This is a genomic window from Vibrio sp. Vb1337, from assembly GCF_033338715.1.
GTDB classification, from domain to species: Bacteria; Pseudomonadota; Gammaproteobacteria; order Enterobacterales; family Vibrionaceae; genus Vibrio; species Vibrio alginolyticus.
In genome coordinates, this window is the sequence record NZ_JAWOTD010000013.1 from 114205 (window position 1) to 130289 (window position 16085).

The 16085-nt window shown below is 44.0% G+C and carries 13 protein-coding genes and 1 other annotated feature; of the genes, 5 read left to right on the top strand and 8 right to left on the bottom strand.

The annotated features are described in order from the left end of the window. The 3 genes from R7E42_RS15835 to ettA all read right to left on the bottom strand — a co-directional run bounded on the left by R7E42_RS15835 (window position 1) and on the right by ettA (window position 3299). Window positions 1-1002 (bottom strand): M23 family metallopeptidase, encoded by a 1002-nt coding sequence (locus tag R7E42_RS15835; protein WP_005381900.1) that lies wholly within the window; start codon window positions 1000-1002, stop codon window positions 1-3. A gap of 39 nt (window positions 1003-1041) precedes the next feature. Then, window positions 1042-1401 (bottom strand): PilZ domain-containing protein, encoded by a 360-nt coding sequence (locus R7E42_RS15840; protein WP_318072810.1) that lies wholly within the window; start codon window positions 1399-1401, stop codon window positions 1042-1044. Between the two features lie 230 nt (window positions 1402-1631). After that, a complete protein-coding gene (gene ettA, locus R7E42_RS15845) occupies window positions 1632-3299 on the bottom strand; it encodes an energy-dependent translational throttle protein EttA (protein WP_005381894.1) in 1668 nt (555 codons plus the stop codon). A gap of 364 nt (window positions 3300-3663) precedes the next feature. Between ettA and R7E42_RS15850 the strand changes: the two genes are divergently transcribed. Together R7E42_RS15850 and trpR are read left to right on the top strand one after the other, a co-directional pair. After that, the gene (locus R7E42_RS15850; RefSeq protein ID WP_411978976.1) at window positions 3664-5610 is read left to right on the top strand and encodes a transglycosylase SLT domain-containing protein; all 1947 of its coding nucleotides are present in this window, start codon (window positions 3664-3666) and stop codon (window positions 5608-5610) included. 13 nt (window positions 5611-5623) lie between these two features. Then, window positions 5624-5932, top strand: a complete 309-nt coding sequence (trpR, locus tag R7E42_RS15855; protein ID WP_005381892.1) for a trp operon repressor — start codon at window positions 5624-5626, stop codon at window positions 5930-5932. Between the two features lie 110 nt (window positions 5933-6042). Here trpR and yjjX read toward each other — a convergent pair whose 3' ends face one another. The 5 genes from yjjX to bamD form a co-directional block, all read right to left on the bottom strand. Continuing rightward, window positions 6043-6576 (bottom strand): inosine/xanthosine triphosphatase, encoded by a 534-nt coding sequence (yjjX, locus tag R7E42_RS15860; RefSeq protein ID WP_318072812.1) that lies wholly within the window; start codon window positions 6574-6576, stop codon window positions 6043-6045. 24 nt (window positions 6577-6600) lie between these two features. Then, window positions 6601-7779 (bottom strand): prephenate dehydratase, encoded by a 1179-nt coding sequence (pheA, locus tag R7E42_RS15865; protein WP_017636154.1) that lies wholly within the window; start codon window positions 7777-7779, stop codon window positions 6601-6603. Between the two features lie 12 nt (window positions 7780-7791). Next, window positions 7792-7913: a sequence feature (Phe leader region), on the bottom strand. Window positions 7914-8021: 108 nt separating this feature from the next. Next, entirely contained in the window at window positions 8022-8348 is a 327-nt protein-coding gene (gene hpf, locus R7E42_RS15870; protein ID WP_005381889.1) for a ribosome hibernation-promoting factor, HPF/YfiA family, read from the bottom strand. 325 nt (window positions 8349-8673) lie between these two features. Next, window positions 8674-10155 carry a lytic transglycosylase F gene (locus R7E42_RS15875; protein ID WP_309474001.1) on the bottom strand — a complete coding sequence of 494 codons (1482 nt, stop codon included), beginning with the start codon at window positions 10153-10155 and terminating at the stop codon, window positions 8674-8676. Window positions 10156-10303: 148 nt separating this feature from the next. Continuing rightward, a complete protein-coding gene (bamD, locus tag R7E42_RS15880) occupies window positions 10304-11032 on the bottom strand; it encodes an outer membrane protein assembly factor BamD (protein ID WP_005381876.1) in 729 nt (242 codons plus the stop codon). Window positions 11033-11168: 136 nt separating this feature from the next. On the opposite strand from bamD, the gene rluD reads away from it, so the two are divergent. From rluD to clpB, 3 genes are all read left to right on the top strand, one after another. Beyond that, window positions 11169-12146, top strand: a complete 978-nt coding sequence (rluD, locus tag R7E42_RS15885) for a 23S rRNA pseudouridine(1911/1915/1917) synthase RluD (RefSeq protein WP_005381875.1) — start codon at window positions 11169-11171, stop codon at window positions 12144-12146. A 1-nt stretch (window position 12147) separates the two neighbouring features. Beyond that, window positions 12148-12876, top strand: coding sequence for a peptidoglycan editing factor PgeF (pgeF, locus tag R7E42_RS15890; protein ID WP_005381874.1), 729 nt, complete (start codon window positions 12148-12150; stop codon window positions 12874-12876). Window positions 12877-13020: 144 nt separating this feature from the next. Beyond that, window positions 13021-15594, top strand: a complete 2574-nt coding sequence (gene clpB / locus R7E42_RS15895; RefSeq protein ID WP_318072813.1) for an ATP-dependent chaperone ClpB — start codon at window positions 13021-13023, stop codon at window positions 15592-15594. Window positions 15595-16085 lie beyond the last annotated feature (491 nt).

Genomic DNA, 16085 nt, shown 5'->3' on the forward strand with positions numbered 1-16085 from the left:
TCAGTTCGTCGCAGTATTACTCGTATCTTCACTTGATACTGTGTTGATACTGGTATCGCGATAGGGTGAATTGGTTAAATTGACTTGTAGGCGTACAACGTTATCAATCAATTGAACCAAAGGTCCCCATTTCACTTTTTTCTCTTTTTCAAAGACGTCATTGAAGTTTTCTGGCGTCCACTCCATTAAGTATTGAGGGTTGAGTGCTCGTCCGAGGAAGCGTACTTCATAGTGCAAGTGTGGACCTGTTGAGTTGCCAGAGTTACCGCATTGAGCAATGATGTCGCCTTTACTAACAAACTGACCGCTTTTCACTTTGAAGCGTTGTAGATGAGCAAAGGAGCTCATAAAGCCAAATGAGTGACGAATGGTGACATAGTTACCATAACCACGATTGCTCGGGCGAACGGTTTCCACCACACCGTCAGCCGGTGCCAGGATCTCTTCTCCTCTTTTACAAGTCAGATCGATACCAGTATGAACATGCCTCTTACCTGAAATCGGATTAATACGACTGCCGTAAGAAGAAGAAATACGTTGGTATGTGACTGGACTGTCATTTGGTATCAAACGGAACATCGTCGCGCGAACAGCAGAATCGATAGCGGCTGCGTCAATTCGCTCCTCTAACCCCATGCTGTTCTCATCGATCATCAACTCTTCGTCTGCGAGACCTAAAACCGATTCAACGTCGAATACCCGTTTGCCCAATAGCTGAATTTGATTGTTTTTGTCAGTCAAAGACTGGGAAAGTGAATGATTGGTATCAAGCTGCTCTTCGTAAAGAGCCGTCACTTCGGCCTTTTCACTTTCTAGTTTGGCGATGATTTGTGTTAGTTCGTCTTTATTGTGCATCTGCTGCTGATTAAGGTACCACGCGCCACCAACGACGGCGGGTAATGCCAATACCGAAGCAAATACTGCTAGGACCGAACTGCGGCCCAAATAGAACTGCTGATCGCCGTCTTTCGTCGGGATCTGCATGATGATTTTTTTAGACATAGTTATTGTTACTTAAATAGGCGTTCATTTATTTTTCTCCTAAAAACCAGAGAGGTGCTCTAACTCTCGATTCAGAAGGTCGTTATTGCCTACATTCAATTCTATAAATCGTTTTAGTTGGCTAATGCTTTCGATGTCTATCTTAGCGATCTTCAACCTCACCTCACACTTAGAGACATCCACAACTTGCGCTTTTAACGTAATCACTTGTTCGGATTGATCAAATGAAAAAGTCACATGGACCGGAAGGGTTGGATCCAAAGCCTCAGTCTCTTCCACTTTTATGAGTAAACCATGCAAGGAAAGATCTTGAATCCTAGCTTCAATTGCCAAGTCACGTTGTTCTACCTTAGCTGGAGCTTGATGGAAAATACGTGAAAAGCGTCGTCTCTCTGTCATATGAATATTCTCGTCAGGTCGTCAAACAGAATTGAATAGTATATCAATACGAACAAAAAATGTTCGATTGTTGTTTGAAAAGTGCCGAAGTCGCTACAGAGTGACGTAAGTGCAATGTCATGTTCTTAACGAACGAGACGGGCTAATGAGCTCTTTTTATAACAAAGAAAACAAAGGCCGCTATGATAGCGGCCTTTGTACAAATTACAATCAAACTTTGTGGGTTGCGATTACTTCGCAATACGCTTGTATTTGATACGGTGTGGTTCTGCGGCTTCAGGACCCAATGTTTTCTTCAACCAATCCATGTACTCTGTGTAGTTACCTTCGTAGAAGTTAACTTGGCCTTCGTCACGGTAGTCAATGATGTGGGTAGCGATACGGTCAAGGAACCAACGGTCGTGCGAGATAACCATTGCACAACCAGGGAACTCTAGTAACGCTTCTTCTAGAGCACGCAGTGTTTCAACGTCAAGGTCGTTGGTTGGTTCGTCGAGTAGCAACACGTTACCGCCCGCTTTAAGCAGCTTCGCAAGGTGGACACGGTTACGCTCACCACCCGATAGTTCACCAATAATCTTTTGTTGGTCACTGCCTTTAAAGTTAAAGCGTGAACAGTATGCGCGAGCTGGGATTTCGAAGTTGTTGATCTTAATGATATCAGCACCTTCAGAGATCTCTTGGAATACGGTTTTAGAATCGTCCATGCTGTCACGGAACTGATCGACCGATGCCAGTTTTACTGTATCGCCCATCTCAATTGTGCCCGAGTCTGGTTGTTCAGTACCACTTAACATCTTGAATAGCGTCGATTTACCTGCGCCGTTAGCACCGATGATACCAACAATTGCACCTTTAGGGATGCTGAATGACAGGTCATCAATCAGAACACGACCGTCAAATGACTTGGTCAGGTTCTTCACTTCAATAACCTTATCACCTAGACGCTCACCAGGTGGGATAAACAGTTCATTGGTTTCATTACGTTTTTGGTGATCAGAGCTTTGCAGTTCTTCAAAGCGAGCCATACGTGCTTTTGACTTCGCTTGACGACCTTTAGGGTTTTTACGTACCCACTCAAGCTCTTTCTCGATAGTCTTTTGGCGAGCACTCTCTTGGGAGGCTTCTTGTTGTAGACGAGCGTCTTTTTGCTCCAGCCATGAGGTGTAGTTGCCTTCCCATGGGATACCTTCACCACGGTCCAGTTCTAAGATCCAGCCCGCAGCGTTATCTAGGAAGTAACGGTCGTGGGTGATGGCTACTACGGTACCTGTGTAATCCACTAAGAAGCGCTCTAGCCAAGCCACTGATTCTGCATCTAGGTGGTTGGTAGGTTCATCAAGCAATAGCATGTCTGGCTTAGAAAGTAGCAAGCGACAAATAGCCACACGGCGGCGTTCACCACCTGATAGGTGCGCAATTTTTTGGTCCCATTCAGGTAAACGTAGTGCGTTTGCTGCACGCTCAAGCGCATTTTCTAGGTTGTGACCATCTTTCGCTTGGATAAGGGCTTCTAGCTCGCCTTGCTCTTTTGCAAGTGCGTCGAAGTCTGCATCTGGTTCAGCGTATGCTGCGTAGACTGCGTCCAAACGTTTCAGAGCGTCAGCAACGTCAGCAACCGCTTCTTCAACAACTTCACGAACGGTTTTTGATTCGTCTAATACTGGTTCCTGAGGTAGGTAACCTACGTTTAGACCAGGTTGTGGACGCGCTTCACCGTCGATATCCGTGTCGATACCTGCCATGATACGTAGCAGTGTGGATTTACCTGCACCGTTCAGACCTAAAACACCGATTTTCGCACCAGGGAAGAAGCTCAGAGAGATGTCTTTAAGAATTTGACGCTTAGGTGGCACAATTTTGCTCACCCGCGACATGGTATATACGTATTCAGCCATTGCCGATCGTTCCTAAATTAACTGTCATTCAAACCCATCATTTTATACCAAGTGCTTTGTTTTTGTTACCGCATTGCAAGAATTTCCCTAACGAATGGATTTCTTATTTTGAGCTGACCGGAAACTTACACGGTTAGGGTATACACTTTTGTTATTCGTTAAGAATGACGAAGTGTTTTCTATGCGAGTTAGAAACGCTTTGTCTCCATCGTCTTAAAAGTTTGACGAGTACAATTTTTAATACACTAAGTTGCTTTACATGGACATCTGCATTCTGTGTAAATAGATGCATGTGTGAAAATTGCCTTAACATCACATGAACTCTAACAAAACTAGGCTTTAGGGCAGTATATGTCTGGGGAAAATGACACAAATGAGATTCAACGTATCTGAATTGGCTAAAAACGTATGCTGCGCCGCCGCGTTGTGTGCTATGAGTTTGAGTGCTAATGCCGCGCTGAGTTTGGAAAAGCAGCGCGAAGTATATGAGCAAGCTCAAGATTTATTAGATAAAAATGACATCGACGGATACCTTTCGATTCGTCCTAAAATTTCTGACTATCCACTAACGCCTTATGTGGATTACCGCACTTTTATTAGACAGTTACCGGAAAAGTCACCACAACAGGTGAACGAGTTTATTTCTGAGCACGAGTCTTTTCCATTTTCTCGTCGAGTTAGCGCTCCATACCTCAATCATCTTTATAAGCAAAAAGATTGGAAAACCATTACTGAGTTTCAAAAAGTCATTCCTAGTGGTGAGCGTTACCAATGTATTTTCTACGTCGCTCAATTAAAGCAAGGCAAGAAAGTCGCGGCATTTAAAGGGGCTGAACATATGTGGTTACGTGGCATCAGCATTGCTGATGAGTGTGACCCATTATTTGCAGCATGGGACAAGGCGGGTGAGCGTACCGATGAACTGATTCTACAGCGTATGTTACTGGCGTTTGATGCTCGTAATGGCGGTTTGATGAGTTACTTGCTCAAACTGCCTAAATCAGCGCAGGCAAAGCAACAAGCCAAAGAAATGAAAGCGTTGTTTGATAATCCTGCAAGTGTTGCGGAATTCGCGAAGAAAAAACCTGCGAATGATTTTAATCGAGCGCAAAGTGAATATGCGTTAGAAAAGTTGGCTCGTATGAACACTAGCCAAGCACAAGGGGCGTACGATGCCGTCATTAAAGGACAGAAGTTTTCTCCAGAAAAAGCGCAAGAACTTGCCGACTATATTGCATTTCGATTGACTCGTACGGAGTCTGAGTCATTAGCTAAATGGCGCGATGATAAAACGAAAACCAGTCAGTACTTACCGTTGATTGAAACGCGCATCCGCTTAGCGATTCAAAATGCAGATTGGAAAAGCGTACAAGAGTGGATTGCTGTTCTAAATAAAAAAGAACAAGCCACGCTACGCTGGCAATATTGGCTTGGAAGAAGTGAAATAGCGTTAGGTGATGACATCGCGGGGAAACAGCGTTTAGCAACTCTGCTTGGGCAACGAAACTTCTACAGTGTGGCTGCCGCCAATGCAATCGGACAATCAATCAAATACCCAACGCATACGGTTAAGTTGGATAAGAAAGTTGTTCAACCCTATCAAGACTCGTTAGCTCGTATCGAAGAGTTGATCGCGACGGATAAAATCGCAGCAGCGAAGAGTGAATGGGCACACTTACTGCGCCGCGTAGGGAAAGATGAAAAGGCGATGTTGGCGGCTTATGCATCATTTAAACGTTGGCATAACTTAACGGTGACCGCGAGTATTCAAGCGCAGATGTGGGATAACATCGAACTTAGGTTCCCAATAGCACACCGCTGGTGGTTTAACTTTTATGCGAAAAAGCACAACATAGATCCCGTCACGATGATGTCTCTCGCTCGACAGGAAAGTGCGTTAGATGTTGAAGCCCGCTCTCCAGTTGGCGCTCGTGGTCTTATGCAGATCATGCCTGCGACGGCGAAGTACACGGCACGTAAATATAAGTTGAGTTATCAAGGTACGCAGGATCTCTACAATGTAGGAAAAAATATCGAAATTGGTAGCCATTATTTGCAAGGTTTATTAGAGGATTACGATAATAATCGTATTTTTGCTCTTGCTGCTTATAATGCAGGTCCTAACAGAGTAAAAACGTGGCGAGAGCGTACCCAAGGAAAAGTGGATGCTTATGCCTTTATTGAGGCAATTCCATTTAAAGAGACTCGCGGTTATGTACAAAACATCTTGATGTTTGAAACATACTATCGTGATCTTTTGGGTATCGATGGCGCGTTCTTGAATCAACATGAGATCAATACCAAGTATTGAGTGAGGTAACTTGATGTCGCACGAACCCGAGTACAAAGACTGGCAACAGATTATTGAGCTAATTCGAACAAGTATGGGCACCCAGCAAGATGACATGCTGTTAACTATGCTGATGTCACGTGATGAGAGAGAGTCATTAATATCACGCGTTAATATAATTAACGAACTTCTTAAAGGAGAATTATCTCAACGTCAGATCAGTCAGATGCTTGGTGTGGGCATTGCCACCATTACTCGAGGCTCTAACGAACTAAAGTCGAAATCTGATGAAGAAAAAGACAAGTTGAAAGTCTTGTTAGAACAAGTTGCAGTATCTAAGTAGACAGTATATCCAATTTGCTTTTAGGCCTTGGTGTTACAAGTGACTAAGATAACGTATTACAAAGGGCGGAAATATCCGCCCTTTTGCGTATCTAGAGAATAGGCTGAGTGTTATAAATTTGAAGGAAAGTGCTCAGGGTTTGTGAATGGAATTAAAGCCAGAATCAAGGCTTGGTGATAGACCGAGCTTCGAGTTAGCTGGTTTTGGGTTAGTAGGCTAATAGCGCCACCTTTCTGTTTGATGTTATCAGTACCAAACACTTTGTCCATTACATCTCCCAACTCATTCGCATCCTTGAGTTTTTCCAAGACTTTTGGCGGCAACATTAAGCTTGCAGAACGAGATTCACCGCGGTGAATCTCTGACTCAACCACCATCCAAGCAAACGTCACGTTTGCTTCAATTCCCGCTTCGAGACCGACATAGTAATCCGCGTTTGGCATCTCTACTTTTGCGTTTTTAACGCGGTTTAGCGCACCACGATGAGTTTCTTCATTCGTCATGGGCTGATCTGCGACCTCACTCGGTACACTGATGCCAACGAAGTTGAACTCTTGATGCGGAAATGCATTACGAAATGCACTTTGAACTGCATTAATTTTGGCTGGGTTTAGCGATGCGATTACGACTTTTTGGGTTGCCATGATCTTTTTACTCACTGGTGTCTATTAACTCAATTTTACTTGCGTAGGCTTTACGTTCTCACTCGGGTAACAGCCTAATACTTTCAAGTGCTTAGTGATTTTTGTTAGCTCTTCAAGTGCCTGTTGCATTTCTGTCGAAGCAAGATGTGATGTCAAGTCTACGTAGAACATCTCTTCCCACGGGTTCCCCATAATTGGGCGTGATTCCAGCTTGGTCATATTGATGCCGTAACGTTGCAGCACTAATAGTGTTTCAACCAATGAGCCTGCCTCTTGGGAGGTCGACATGATCAATGTGGTTTTTGCTGGAATCTGAGTAGAAACTTCAACCGGTTTACGAGCAACCACGATAAAGCGAGTATGGTTTTCGGTTTGGTTTGCGATGTTGCCTTGAATTGCTTGCAAGCCATATAGCTTACCGCTTGATGCATTACCAATTGCAGCCACATCATCACGATCCATCTCTTGGACTTTCTGCATTGCATCTGCTGTGCTCGCGCAGGATTCCAGCTTTACCCCTTTCATACGGCTTAAAAACTCACTGCACTGTTGGTGTGGCTGAGGGTGAGAATACAGCGTTTTAATATCTTCCAGACGAATGTCTTTTTTCGCAACCAAGCAGTGTTCGATTGGTTGAGTTAGCTCTCCAACGATGTAAAGCGTCGTGTGTTGTAGTAAGTCATACACTTCATTAATAGAGCCTGAGCTGGTGTTTTCGATTGGCAGAACGCCATAATCAGCATGGCCAGATTCAACCGTTTGAGTCACTTCTTTAAAGTGCTCGCAGTTGAGCTCGATAAGCTCCGTATTTTTACGACTGAAGTATTCGCGACTTGCCAAGTGCGAATAAGAGCCTTTGGCTCCTAAAAAAGCGACGCGAGCAAGTGGCTTACGGCTTTGCTGTGGGTTAACGAGATTTTGCAGATAACTTTGTTGAAGCAGAACTGAGTCTTCAATGATGGTATGGAAAAGTTTGGTGATGTACTGCGCGTCAAGTTCGTATTTATCTTGGCCATTAGAAATCAGCTTGACCAATAATTGCTGTTCACGGACGGCGTCGCGAACAGGCTTTGAGGTTTGTACTTTGCTTTTGGCTACTTCAATGCTGAGTTTACGGCGCTCAGACAATAAGCTGAGAAGTTGGTCATCCAACTCATTCAAGCGTAAACGAATTTCTTCGAGGGAAATAGGTTGGTCAGTCATCAATTCTTTCCTTATAAAAAAGCCTCCCGATTTGGGAGGCTTTCTGTTTGTTTTTGACTTTTCTTTCACAAACGAGTTCGCCCCTCCAACTATGGGAGGAAAAAGAAGTCAAAAATAAACAGTGAGGTTAAATGCATAAATAGTGCTTAATTTATGAGTGTTTAAACACAATAAGCAAGGCTGGGGAGAGCGTCAAGCAAAAAAATAGCGCCTTTCGGCGCTATTTCCTCAATCTGTTCAGTTTACTCTTCTTCTTCCACTAGCTCAGGCTTACTTGCACGTCGAGCTTCAGGTTTGTGGGTCAGCTTGTTCAATTGTCGTTCTAGTTTTTGCTCCACTTCGTTGATAGCTGCGTAAAGATCTTCGTGAGTTGCTGAGGCAATGAGCTGGCCTTTAGGAACTTTGATAACCGCTTCGAATTTCTTCTGTTTGTTTGGTTCCTCACTGAAAGTTGCTTGGCAACCAATTAGGTCTACTTGCCATTTCTCCAGTTTTTTAAATTTGCTCTCAATATGAGCTCGGATTGCAGAGGTGATTTCGATGTTTTTGCCAGTGATATTCATTGTCATAAGTGTTTTTCCTCTGTTGCATCCCTCATGGGTTGAGTTCAGATTACCGCTTTAAGCATAAAAAAATGTGATTCAGATCATTATTTTGCTCGGGTTTTTTATGATGAAAAATGAATGTGATCTCACTCAAGAACTTCTGAGATTTATCGTGAAATTGCTTGTTATCGGTTAGTAAATCCGTAGATTGGATAGAGTACTCAGCTGAAAACGGCCTCGTTTTTAGGGAAGTTTTACGGCCTAATATTTGAGGTGGTTAAAATTTAACTACACGTAAGGTGTGATGACGATCACTGAGTCTTTCCAATGAATCCATTTAAAAAGCCGCTTACTGTACAAGCGGCTTTTTACTGTCTGGCATTTGGCTGACTTTTCGTAGCGGTATCATGAAAATGGGGTCTTTTGGGGCTAGTGAAACCCTTTCTAGACTTTTGACTTGGTCCAAGCTTTCTAGTTGTTTGTATATTATGTAGTAGCGATTAATGCTTGTGACGTACCCAACCGTTGAGCTTAAACTTTTCCGCATAACGACTTCAACGTTATTAAACCAAACATTAGGATCGTAACCTTGTTGGGCTGCACGCTTACGAATACGCTCTACATTGCCGGGGCCCGCATTGTAAGCCGCCAATGTAAAGTAGAGTTTATTTTGTGCAGTAATATCAGGGTCACTGAAGTACTGCTTACGCAAAAAAGCTAAGTATTTCACTCCAGCATGAATGTTGTTTTCTAATTGTCGAACATTTTTGATATTGATATTCGGATCTTGAGCGGTGCTAGGTAGGACTTGCATTATGCCAACGGCACCTCGACTTCCAACTAGGTCGTTATTAAATCCTGATTCCTTGTAAGCGATTGCAGCGATCAGTAAATAGTCGATATCGTATTTCTCACCATAGCGTGAAAATAGCGCCGCGAGTTTTTCTAGTTGAGCAATTTTCTTAGGGTTAAGAGCTCTGTTCAACCATCCCGTATTATCGATGTATTTACCGTAAATAACGTTACCGAGTAGTGTCCCAGAGCGAGACTTCTGGATGAACTTATTCACGACGGCTTTTAATTTGGGACTATTTTCTCGCATTGCCCAAGCAATTTTGCCATTTTTGCGGATAGGGATTTTTTTGTGAACCCGAATATCATCCATCACTTTCAGCCAAAGCTTGGCTTTATGGCTATCGAGAACAATGGCTTTGACGTAACCATTGTTGAGCATTCCGACCAGCTCATAATCTTGAAGTGTTTCTTCAATAAAGTGCACGATAACAGGCGGTAAGCCTTTTTTGTTTAGTTTCTTATTTAGTGTCTGAATGCTTTCAAAGTAGCTAGAACTGGCGCGCACCCAAATCTCTTTGCCGCTCAATTGTTCGATTTTCGTCATCGTTGGTGTGCTTTTGTTTGTCACTACCCACTCTTGAATACCAGTGAGGATGGGTGAACTGAACTCCACTTTCTGTTTGCGCGTGTCGGTAATAGTCAGGTTGGCGACAACTAAGTCACCTGAACCGTTTTCTAAGGCTGGCAGTAGCTGGTCGCGGGCAACAGGAATAATTTGTACGTTAAGCTTTGGTTTGAGTTTACGAAGGTCTTTTTCGAAATGCGCCAGCAATTCTGCGCCTATGCCTTTTGGTGTGCCGCCCTCAATGTAGTAAAAGCCTAAATCAGCAGAAACTAAGACGCGCAGTACATTCTTCTCCTTGATGACATCGAGGTCTCCGGTATAAGGAGGCTGTTTGAGCGGCGAGATTTGCAGTGCGCAAACGGAAGCAGACAATAGGAGCAGCATAACTGCGCAAAGCTTAGATATCGTCACGTTCACATCCTTTTTATAAAGGGGGGAGGAGAACTTTAAGCATATGTGGAGCTAGGAAGATCATCAAGAAAGGGCTGAATACACTATTGAGAGTAATAAAAAACCGCCACGGTAAAAACGGTGGCGGTTCAGTTTAAAGCAAGTTCAATTACTTCACAGGGTTGAGCTCGATAAGCTTTTCAGTTCTTGCTACGGCGTCTTCCAAACCAAGTTGCTTGTAGGCCTCTAACTGGATAGTCAGTGACTTACGTGCAGCTTCTGTGTCTGGATACGCTTTTTGTAGCTCTTGGCTACGATTAATAGCAGCGACCCAAGCTTCACGGCGAAGGTAGAAGTCAGCAGTCGCTAAATCATAGTTCGCTAGACGGTTTTTCAGCGCGACCATACGTTTTTGTGAATCTTCTGCATATGGGCTATTCGGGTAGCGTTGAAGCAGTTTTTTGAAGTCATCAAACGCTTTTTTTACCGGTTCAGGATCGCGATCGCTTCGATCTACGCTGAATAAATCATGCATAAAGTTACGATCTTGCGCCATGTGGCTTAGACCTCGCATGTACAGCACCCAATCCATCTTTTCATGGGTTGGGTTTAAACGCATAAAGCGAGAAATGGTTGCCAAGCCCAAAGCAAGGTCGTCGTTTTTGTAGTACGCATAGATTAGGTCAAGCTGCACCTGTTCTGAGTAGGCACCGAATGGGTAACGTGAGTCTAATGCTTCCAGTTTCTCAATTGCAGAAAGCCAATTACCACTTTGAAGAGAAATCTGTGCGTCTGCATACAGTTCCGAAGGCGGCACATCAGGAACGATTTCTTCTTTGCTTGCACATCCAAACAGAAGGGATACCGCTAAAAGGCCTGTTAAAGTCTGACGTTTCATATCAGGAGTCTGTTCCTTGAATCTAAATATTTCTTAAGCTGCCGTTACTTTCTTTCCAGTAACAGATACAATGACGTAATAGTCTATTTTTTCACAGTCGTGAGCATTAGTCTCACAGTTTTTAAAAAAGTTCGATATGGCTCAGCAGATTGTATTAACAAATACCGTAAAAGATAGCCAGTTAGGTCAACGTTTAGACCAAGCTATCGCCGAATTATTCGCGGACTTCTCTCGCTCGCGCCTAAAAGAGTGGCTGCTTGATGGGAAAGTTCAAGTTGATGGTGAAGTTGTCACTAAGCCTCGTACCAAAGTAATGGGTGGCGAGGAAATTACATTGCAAGCCGAGTTAGAAGATGAAGAACGCTGGGAAGCGCAAGATATCCCGCTAGATATCGTCTATGAAGATGAAGATATTATCGTTATCAACAAACCTCGTGACTTTGTGGTTCATCCGGGCGCTGGTACGCCTGATGGCACTGTGCTTAATGCGTTGTTGCATCATTACCCTGATATTGCAGAAGTACCTCGTGCAGGTATCGTGCACCGTTTGGATAAAGACACAACGGGTTTGATGGTGGTGGCGAAAACCGTTCCTGCACAAACTCGTCTGGTTCGCGCACTGCAAAAACGTAATATTACTCGTGAGTACGAAGCGATCGCTATTGGTCGTATGACTGCGGGCGGTAAAGTGGATCAACCTATTGGTCGTCACTCTACTAAGCGCACGCTTATGGCGGTGGCACCAATGGGCAAACCAGCAGTAACGCACTACCGTGTTGCTGAACGCTTCCGCGAACACACGCGTATTCGTTTGCGTCTAGAAACGGGTCGTACGCACCAGATTCGTGTGCACATGTCTTACCTTCAGCATCCGCTGCTCGGTGATATTGCATATGGTGGACGTGCTCGCATCCCGACAGGTGCGTCTGAAGAGCTAACGGCAATGATCCGGGGCTTCGATCGCCAAGCATTGCACGCAGTAATGCTGCGCTTTGAGCACCCAATTACGGGCGAAGTTCTTGAGTTTCATGCTCCAGTGCCTGATGACATGGTTGTGATGACTGAAGCGCTTCGTCAAGATACAGAAGAGCACGGCTTACCGGAAGAATTCTAATATGAAGACGATCATTCCGAATTGGCCAGCGCCTAAAAATGTCAAAGCTTTCGCCTCAACACGCATAGGCGGATTTTCGACAGGCCCTTACCAAGGGCTAAATTTAGGTACTCACGTTGGGGATGATTTGTCTTTAGTAGAGAAGAACCGAGCTTGGTTGGCGCAACAGGCAAGCATGCCAAATGCGCCAATCTGGTTAAACCAAACGCATTCAACCGTTGTGGCTCAAGCAAATGAACCAACAACACAGGTGCTTGATGCGGATGGTGTATTTACTTCTTCAAGCCATGTTGTTTGTTCAGCGATGACCGCCGACTGTTTACCTGTATTATTGACTAATACACAAGGTACGCAAGTAGCCGCTGTTCACGCAGGTTGGCGCGGCTTAGCAAATGGCATTGTCGAAAATGCGTTAGCGTTGTTTTCTGGTGAAGTGATAGCGTGGCTTGGCCCCGCCATTGGCCCTCAAGCCTTCGAAGTGGGTGAAGATGTTCTGCAAGCTTTTGTTGATTTTGATTCACAGGCGAATCAAGCATTTGCTCCACGCGATATCGACGGTAAATGGTTTGCTGACATGTCGGTGCTGGCAACGCAACGTTTAAACCGAGCTGGTGTGACACAAGTGTTTGATTCTGGACTTTGTACTTACCAAGATAAAGCCTCTTTTTACTCTTATCGCCGTGATGGTAAGACTGGTCGACAAGCAACCTTTATTTGGATCGAAGACTAGCTATAAGCACCAAAGTGCTAAGATGCATACTACTATTTTTGCAAAGCTATCTTTATTCATTCACTCCCTTGAAATTCCCCACCCGAGTATCCATCTTTCTAACTGTCAAAAGAATTTCCTTTAGTTGAGGTTAGGAAGGTAGATATGCGTCTTGATCGATTCACAAGTAAGTTTCAAATCGCTATCTCTGATGCTCAATCACTAGCATTAGGGCGCGATCATCAATATATCGAGCCAGTTCACCTCATGGTGGCTTTGCTTGATCAAAATGGCAGTCCAATTCGTCCATTGCTTACTATGCTGGATGTGGACGTAACGCATTTACGCTCTAAATTGAGTGAAATGTTAGATCGATTACCAAAAGTCAGTGGCATCGGTGGGGATGTTCAGCTCTCTAGCTCGATGGGCACATTGTTTAACCAGTGTGACAAAGTGGCGCAAAAGCGTCAAGACTCCTATATCTCGTCTGAAGTCTTCCTGCTTGCCGCTTTAGAAGATCGCGGACCATTGGGGCAATTGCTCAAAGAGATCGGCTTAACAGAGCAAAAAGTCAGCCAGGCAATCGAAAAGATCAGAGGTGGTCAAAAGGTCAATGATCCGAATGCAGAAGAGCTTCGTCAAGCATTGGAAAAGTTCACCATAGACCTTACCGAGCGTGCAGAGCAAGGTAAATTAGATCCTGTTATCGGTCGTGATGATGAAATCCGTCGTACTATCCAAGTATTGCAGCGTCGTACTAAAAACAACCCTGTGATTATCGGTGAACCAGGCGTAGGTAAGACAGCAATTGTTGAAGGCTTAGCGCAGCGCATAGTTAACAATGAAGTACCTGAAGGTCTGCGTGGTCGCCGTGTGCTATCACTGGATATGGGCGCACTGGTTGCTGGTGCTAAATACCGTGGTGAATTTGAAGAGCGTTTAAAATCAGTATTGAATGAACTTGCTAAAGAAGAAGGCAACGTCATCCTCTTCATTGATGAATTACACACTATGGTCGGCGCTGGTAAAGGTGAAGGCTCAATGGATGCGGGCAACATGCTAAAACCGGCATTAGCTCGTGGTGAGCTGCACTGTGTTGGCGCAACAACATTGGATGAATATCGTCAGTACATCGAAAAAGATGCAGCATTAGAACGTCGTTTCCAAAAAGTGCTGGTGGATGAGCCGACCGTTGAGGATACCGTGGCGATTTTACGTGGCTTGAAGGAGCGTTATGAGCTTCATCATCACGTCGAAATTACTGACCCAGCGATTGTTGCTGCGGCGAGCTTGTCACATCGCTATGTCTCCGACCGTCAGTTGCCGGATAAAGCGATCGACTTAATCGACGAAGCGGCTTCAAGCATTCGTTTACAAATTGACTCTAAGCCAGAGTCCTTGGATAAGCTTGAGCGTAAAATTATCCAACTCAAAATTGAGCAACAAGCACTAAGTAACGAGCACGATGAAGCGAGTGAAAAGCGTTTGAAAGCGCTTAATGAAGAACTCAATGAAAAAGAGCGAGAGTATGCTGAGCTAGAAGAGGTTTGGAATACAGAAAAAGCAGCTCTTTCTGGCACTCAACATATTAAGTCTGAGCTTGAACAAGCTCGTATGGACATGGAGTTTGCTCGCCGTGCTGGCGATCTAAACCGTATGTCGGAGCTTCAATATGGTCGTATTCCTGAACTTGAGAAGCAGTTAGATCTTGCAACCCAAGCTGAAATGCAGGAAATGACGCTATTGCGTAATAAAGTAACCGACAACGAGATTGCAGAAGTACTTTCTAAGCAAACCGGCATTCCGGTATCCAAGATGCTAGAAGCGGAAAAAGAGAAACTACTTCGTATGGAAGACGTGCTGCATAATCGTGTGGTAGGGCAAAGCGAAGCGGTCTCTGTTGTATCGAATGCCATTCGTCGTAGTCGAGCTGGGCTTTCTGATCCAAACCGACCAATTGGCTCCTTCTTATTCTTAGGTCCAACTGGTGTGGGTAAAACAGAGCTTTGTAAGACACTTGCTAGCTTTATGTTCGACAGTGAAGATGCGATGGTCCGTATCGATATGTCTGAGTTCATGGAGAAACACTCAGTGGCAAGGTTGGTTGGTGCTCCTCCAGGCTATGTCGGATATGAAGAGGGTGGTTACTTAACTGAAGCGGTTCGTCGCAAGCCGTATTCGGTAATTTTGTTAGACGAAGTAGAGAAAGCGCATCCGGATGTATTTAACATTCTGCTGCAAGTTCTCGATGATGGGCGTTTAACGGATGGTCAAGGTCGTACTGTTGACTTCCGTAATACGGTTGTAATCATGACATCTAACTTGGGTTCATCTCGTATCCAAGAGAATTTCGCAACATTAGACTATCAAGGTATCAAGAGTGAAGTGATGGATGTGGTTAGCAAACACTTCCGCCCAGAGTTCTTGAACCGTGTTGATGAAATCGTGGTGTTCCATCCACTTGGTCAAGAGCACATTAAGTCCATTGCTTCTATTCAATTGGAACGTTTGGCGAAACGACTAGAGGAAAAAGGCTATCAACTAGAAGTTTCCGACAAAGCGCTCGATTTGATCGCTCAAGTTGGTTTCGATCCTGTGTATGGTGCGCGTCCTTTAAAACGTGCAATTCAGCAGAATGTCGAGAACCCGTTAGCCAAATCAATTCTTTCTGGTGAAATCGTTCCAGACAAGACAGTGCAGCTAATTGTTACTAATGACCAAATTTGTGCTCATCAATAAGTGTATGGATACAGTAAAATTGAGATAAAAATCACACTAAAGGGGCCGTTTGGCCCCTTTTCTATAGTTTTTTAGAGTCTTTTGTCTGTTTTCTATACGAATAAACTAAAAAGGTGAGTTTTTTTAAAAAATGCACTTGTGTTCTTTAATGAACTCCCTATAATGCGCCTCCGTTGTCACGGGAAAGCAAGTGAAGCGGAACCTAAACAACTACGGTTAGTGAGTTAAAATTAACTCGCAGATAAATAACTTAAAAAAGTGTTTGACACGATAAGTTATCTAGCTAAAATAGCCGTCCACTTTGAAGAGAACTTCGAAGTGTGCTCTTTAAAAATATAGACCTATCAATCTGTGTGGGCACTCGTTGATGATAATCCAATTAGAAGCTTAGGCTTCAAATTAGGTTTCAATGATACGAAGTGACCATTGAATCTTCGGATTCAGCACAGTCAATTCAAACATTACTTTATGTAATGTTCAGTATTCATTGA

Coding starts and splice junctions, on each gene's coding strand:
- R7E42_RS15835 (WP_005381900.1), bottom strand. CDS start 1,002: ATGTCTAAAAAAATCATCATGCAGATCCCGACGAAAGACGGCGATCAG.
- R7E42_RS15840 (WP_318072810.1), bottom strand. CDS start 1,401: ATGACAGAGAGACGACGCTTTTCACGTATTTTCCATCAAGCTCCAGCT.
- ettA (WP_005381894.1), bottom strand. CDS start 3,299: ATGGCTGAATACGTATATACCATGTCGCGGGTGAGCAAAATTGTGCCA.
- R7E42_RS15850 (WP_411978976.1), top strand. CDS start 3,664: ATGACACAAATGAGATTCAACGTATCTGAATTGGCTAAAAACGTATGC.
- trpR (WP_005381892.1), top strand. CDS start 5,624: ATGTCGCACGAACCCGAGTACAAAGACTGGCAACAGATTATTGAGCTA.
- yjjX (WP_318072812.1), bottom strand. CDS start 6,576: ATGGCAACCCAAAAAGTCGTAATCGCATCGCTAAACCCAGCCAAAATT.
- pheA (WP_017636154.1), bottom strand. CDS start 7,779: ATGACTGACCAACCTATTTCCCTCGAAGAAATTCGTTTACGCTTGAAT.
- hpf (WP_005381889.1), bottom strand. CDS start 8,348: ATGACAATGAATATCACTGGCAAAAACATCGAAATCACCTCTGCAATC.
- bamD (WP_005381876.1), bottom strand. CDS start 11,032: ATGAAACGTCAGACTTTAACAGGCCTTTTAGCGGTATCCCTTCTGTTT.
- rluD (WP_005381875.1), top strand. CDS start 11,169: ATGGCTCAGCAGATTGTATTAACAAATACCGTAAAAGATAGCCAGTTA.
- pgeF (WP_005381874.1), top strand. CDS start 12,148: ATGAAGACGATCATTCCGAATTGGCCAGCGCCTAAAAATGTCAAAGCT.
- clpB (WP_318072813.1), top strand. CDS start 13,021: ATGCGTCTTGATCGATTCACAAGTAAGTTTCAAATCGCTATCTCTGAT.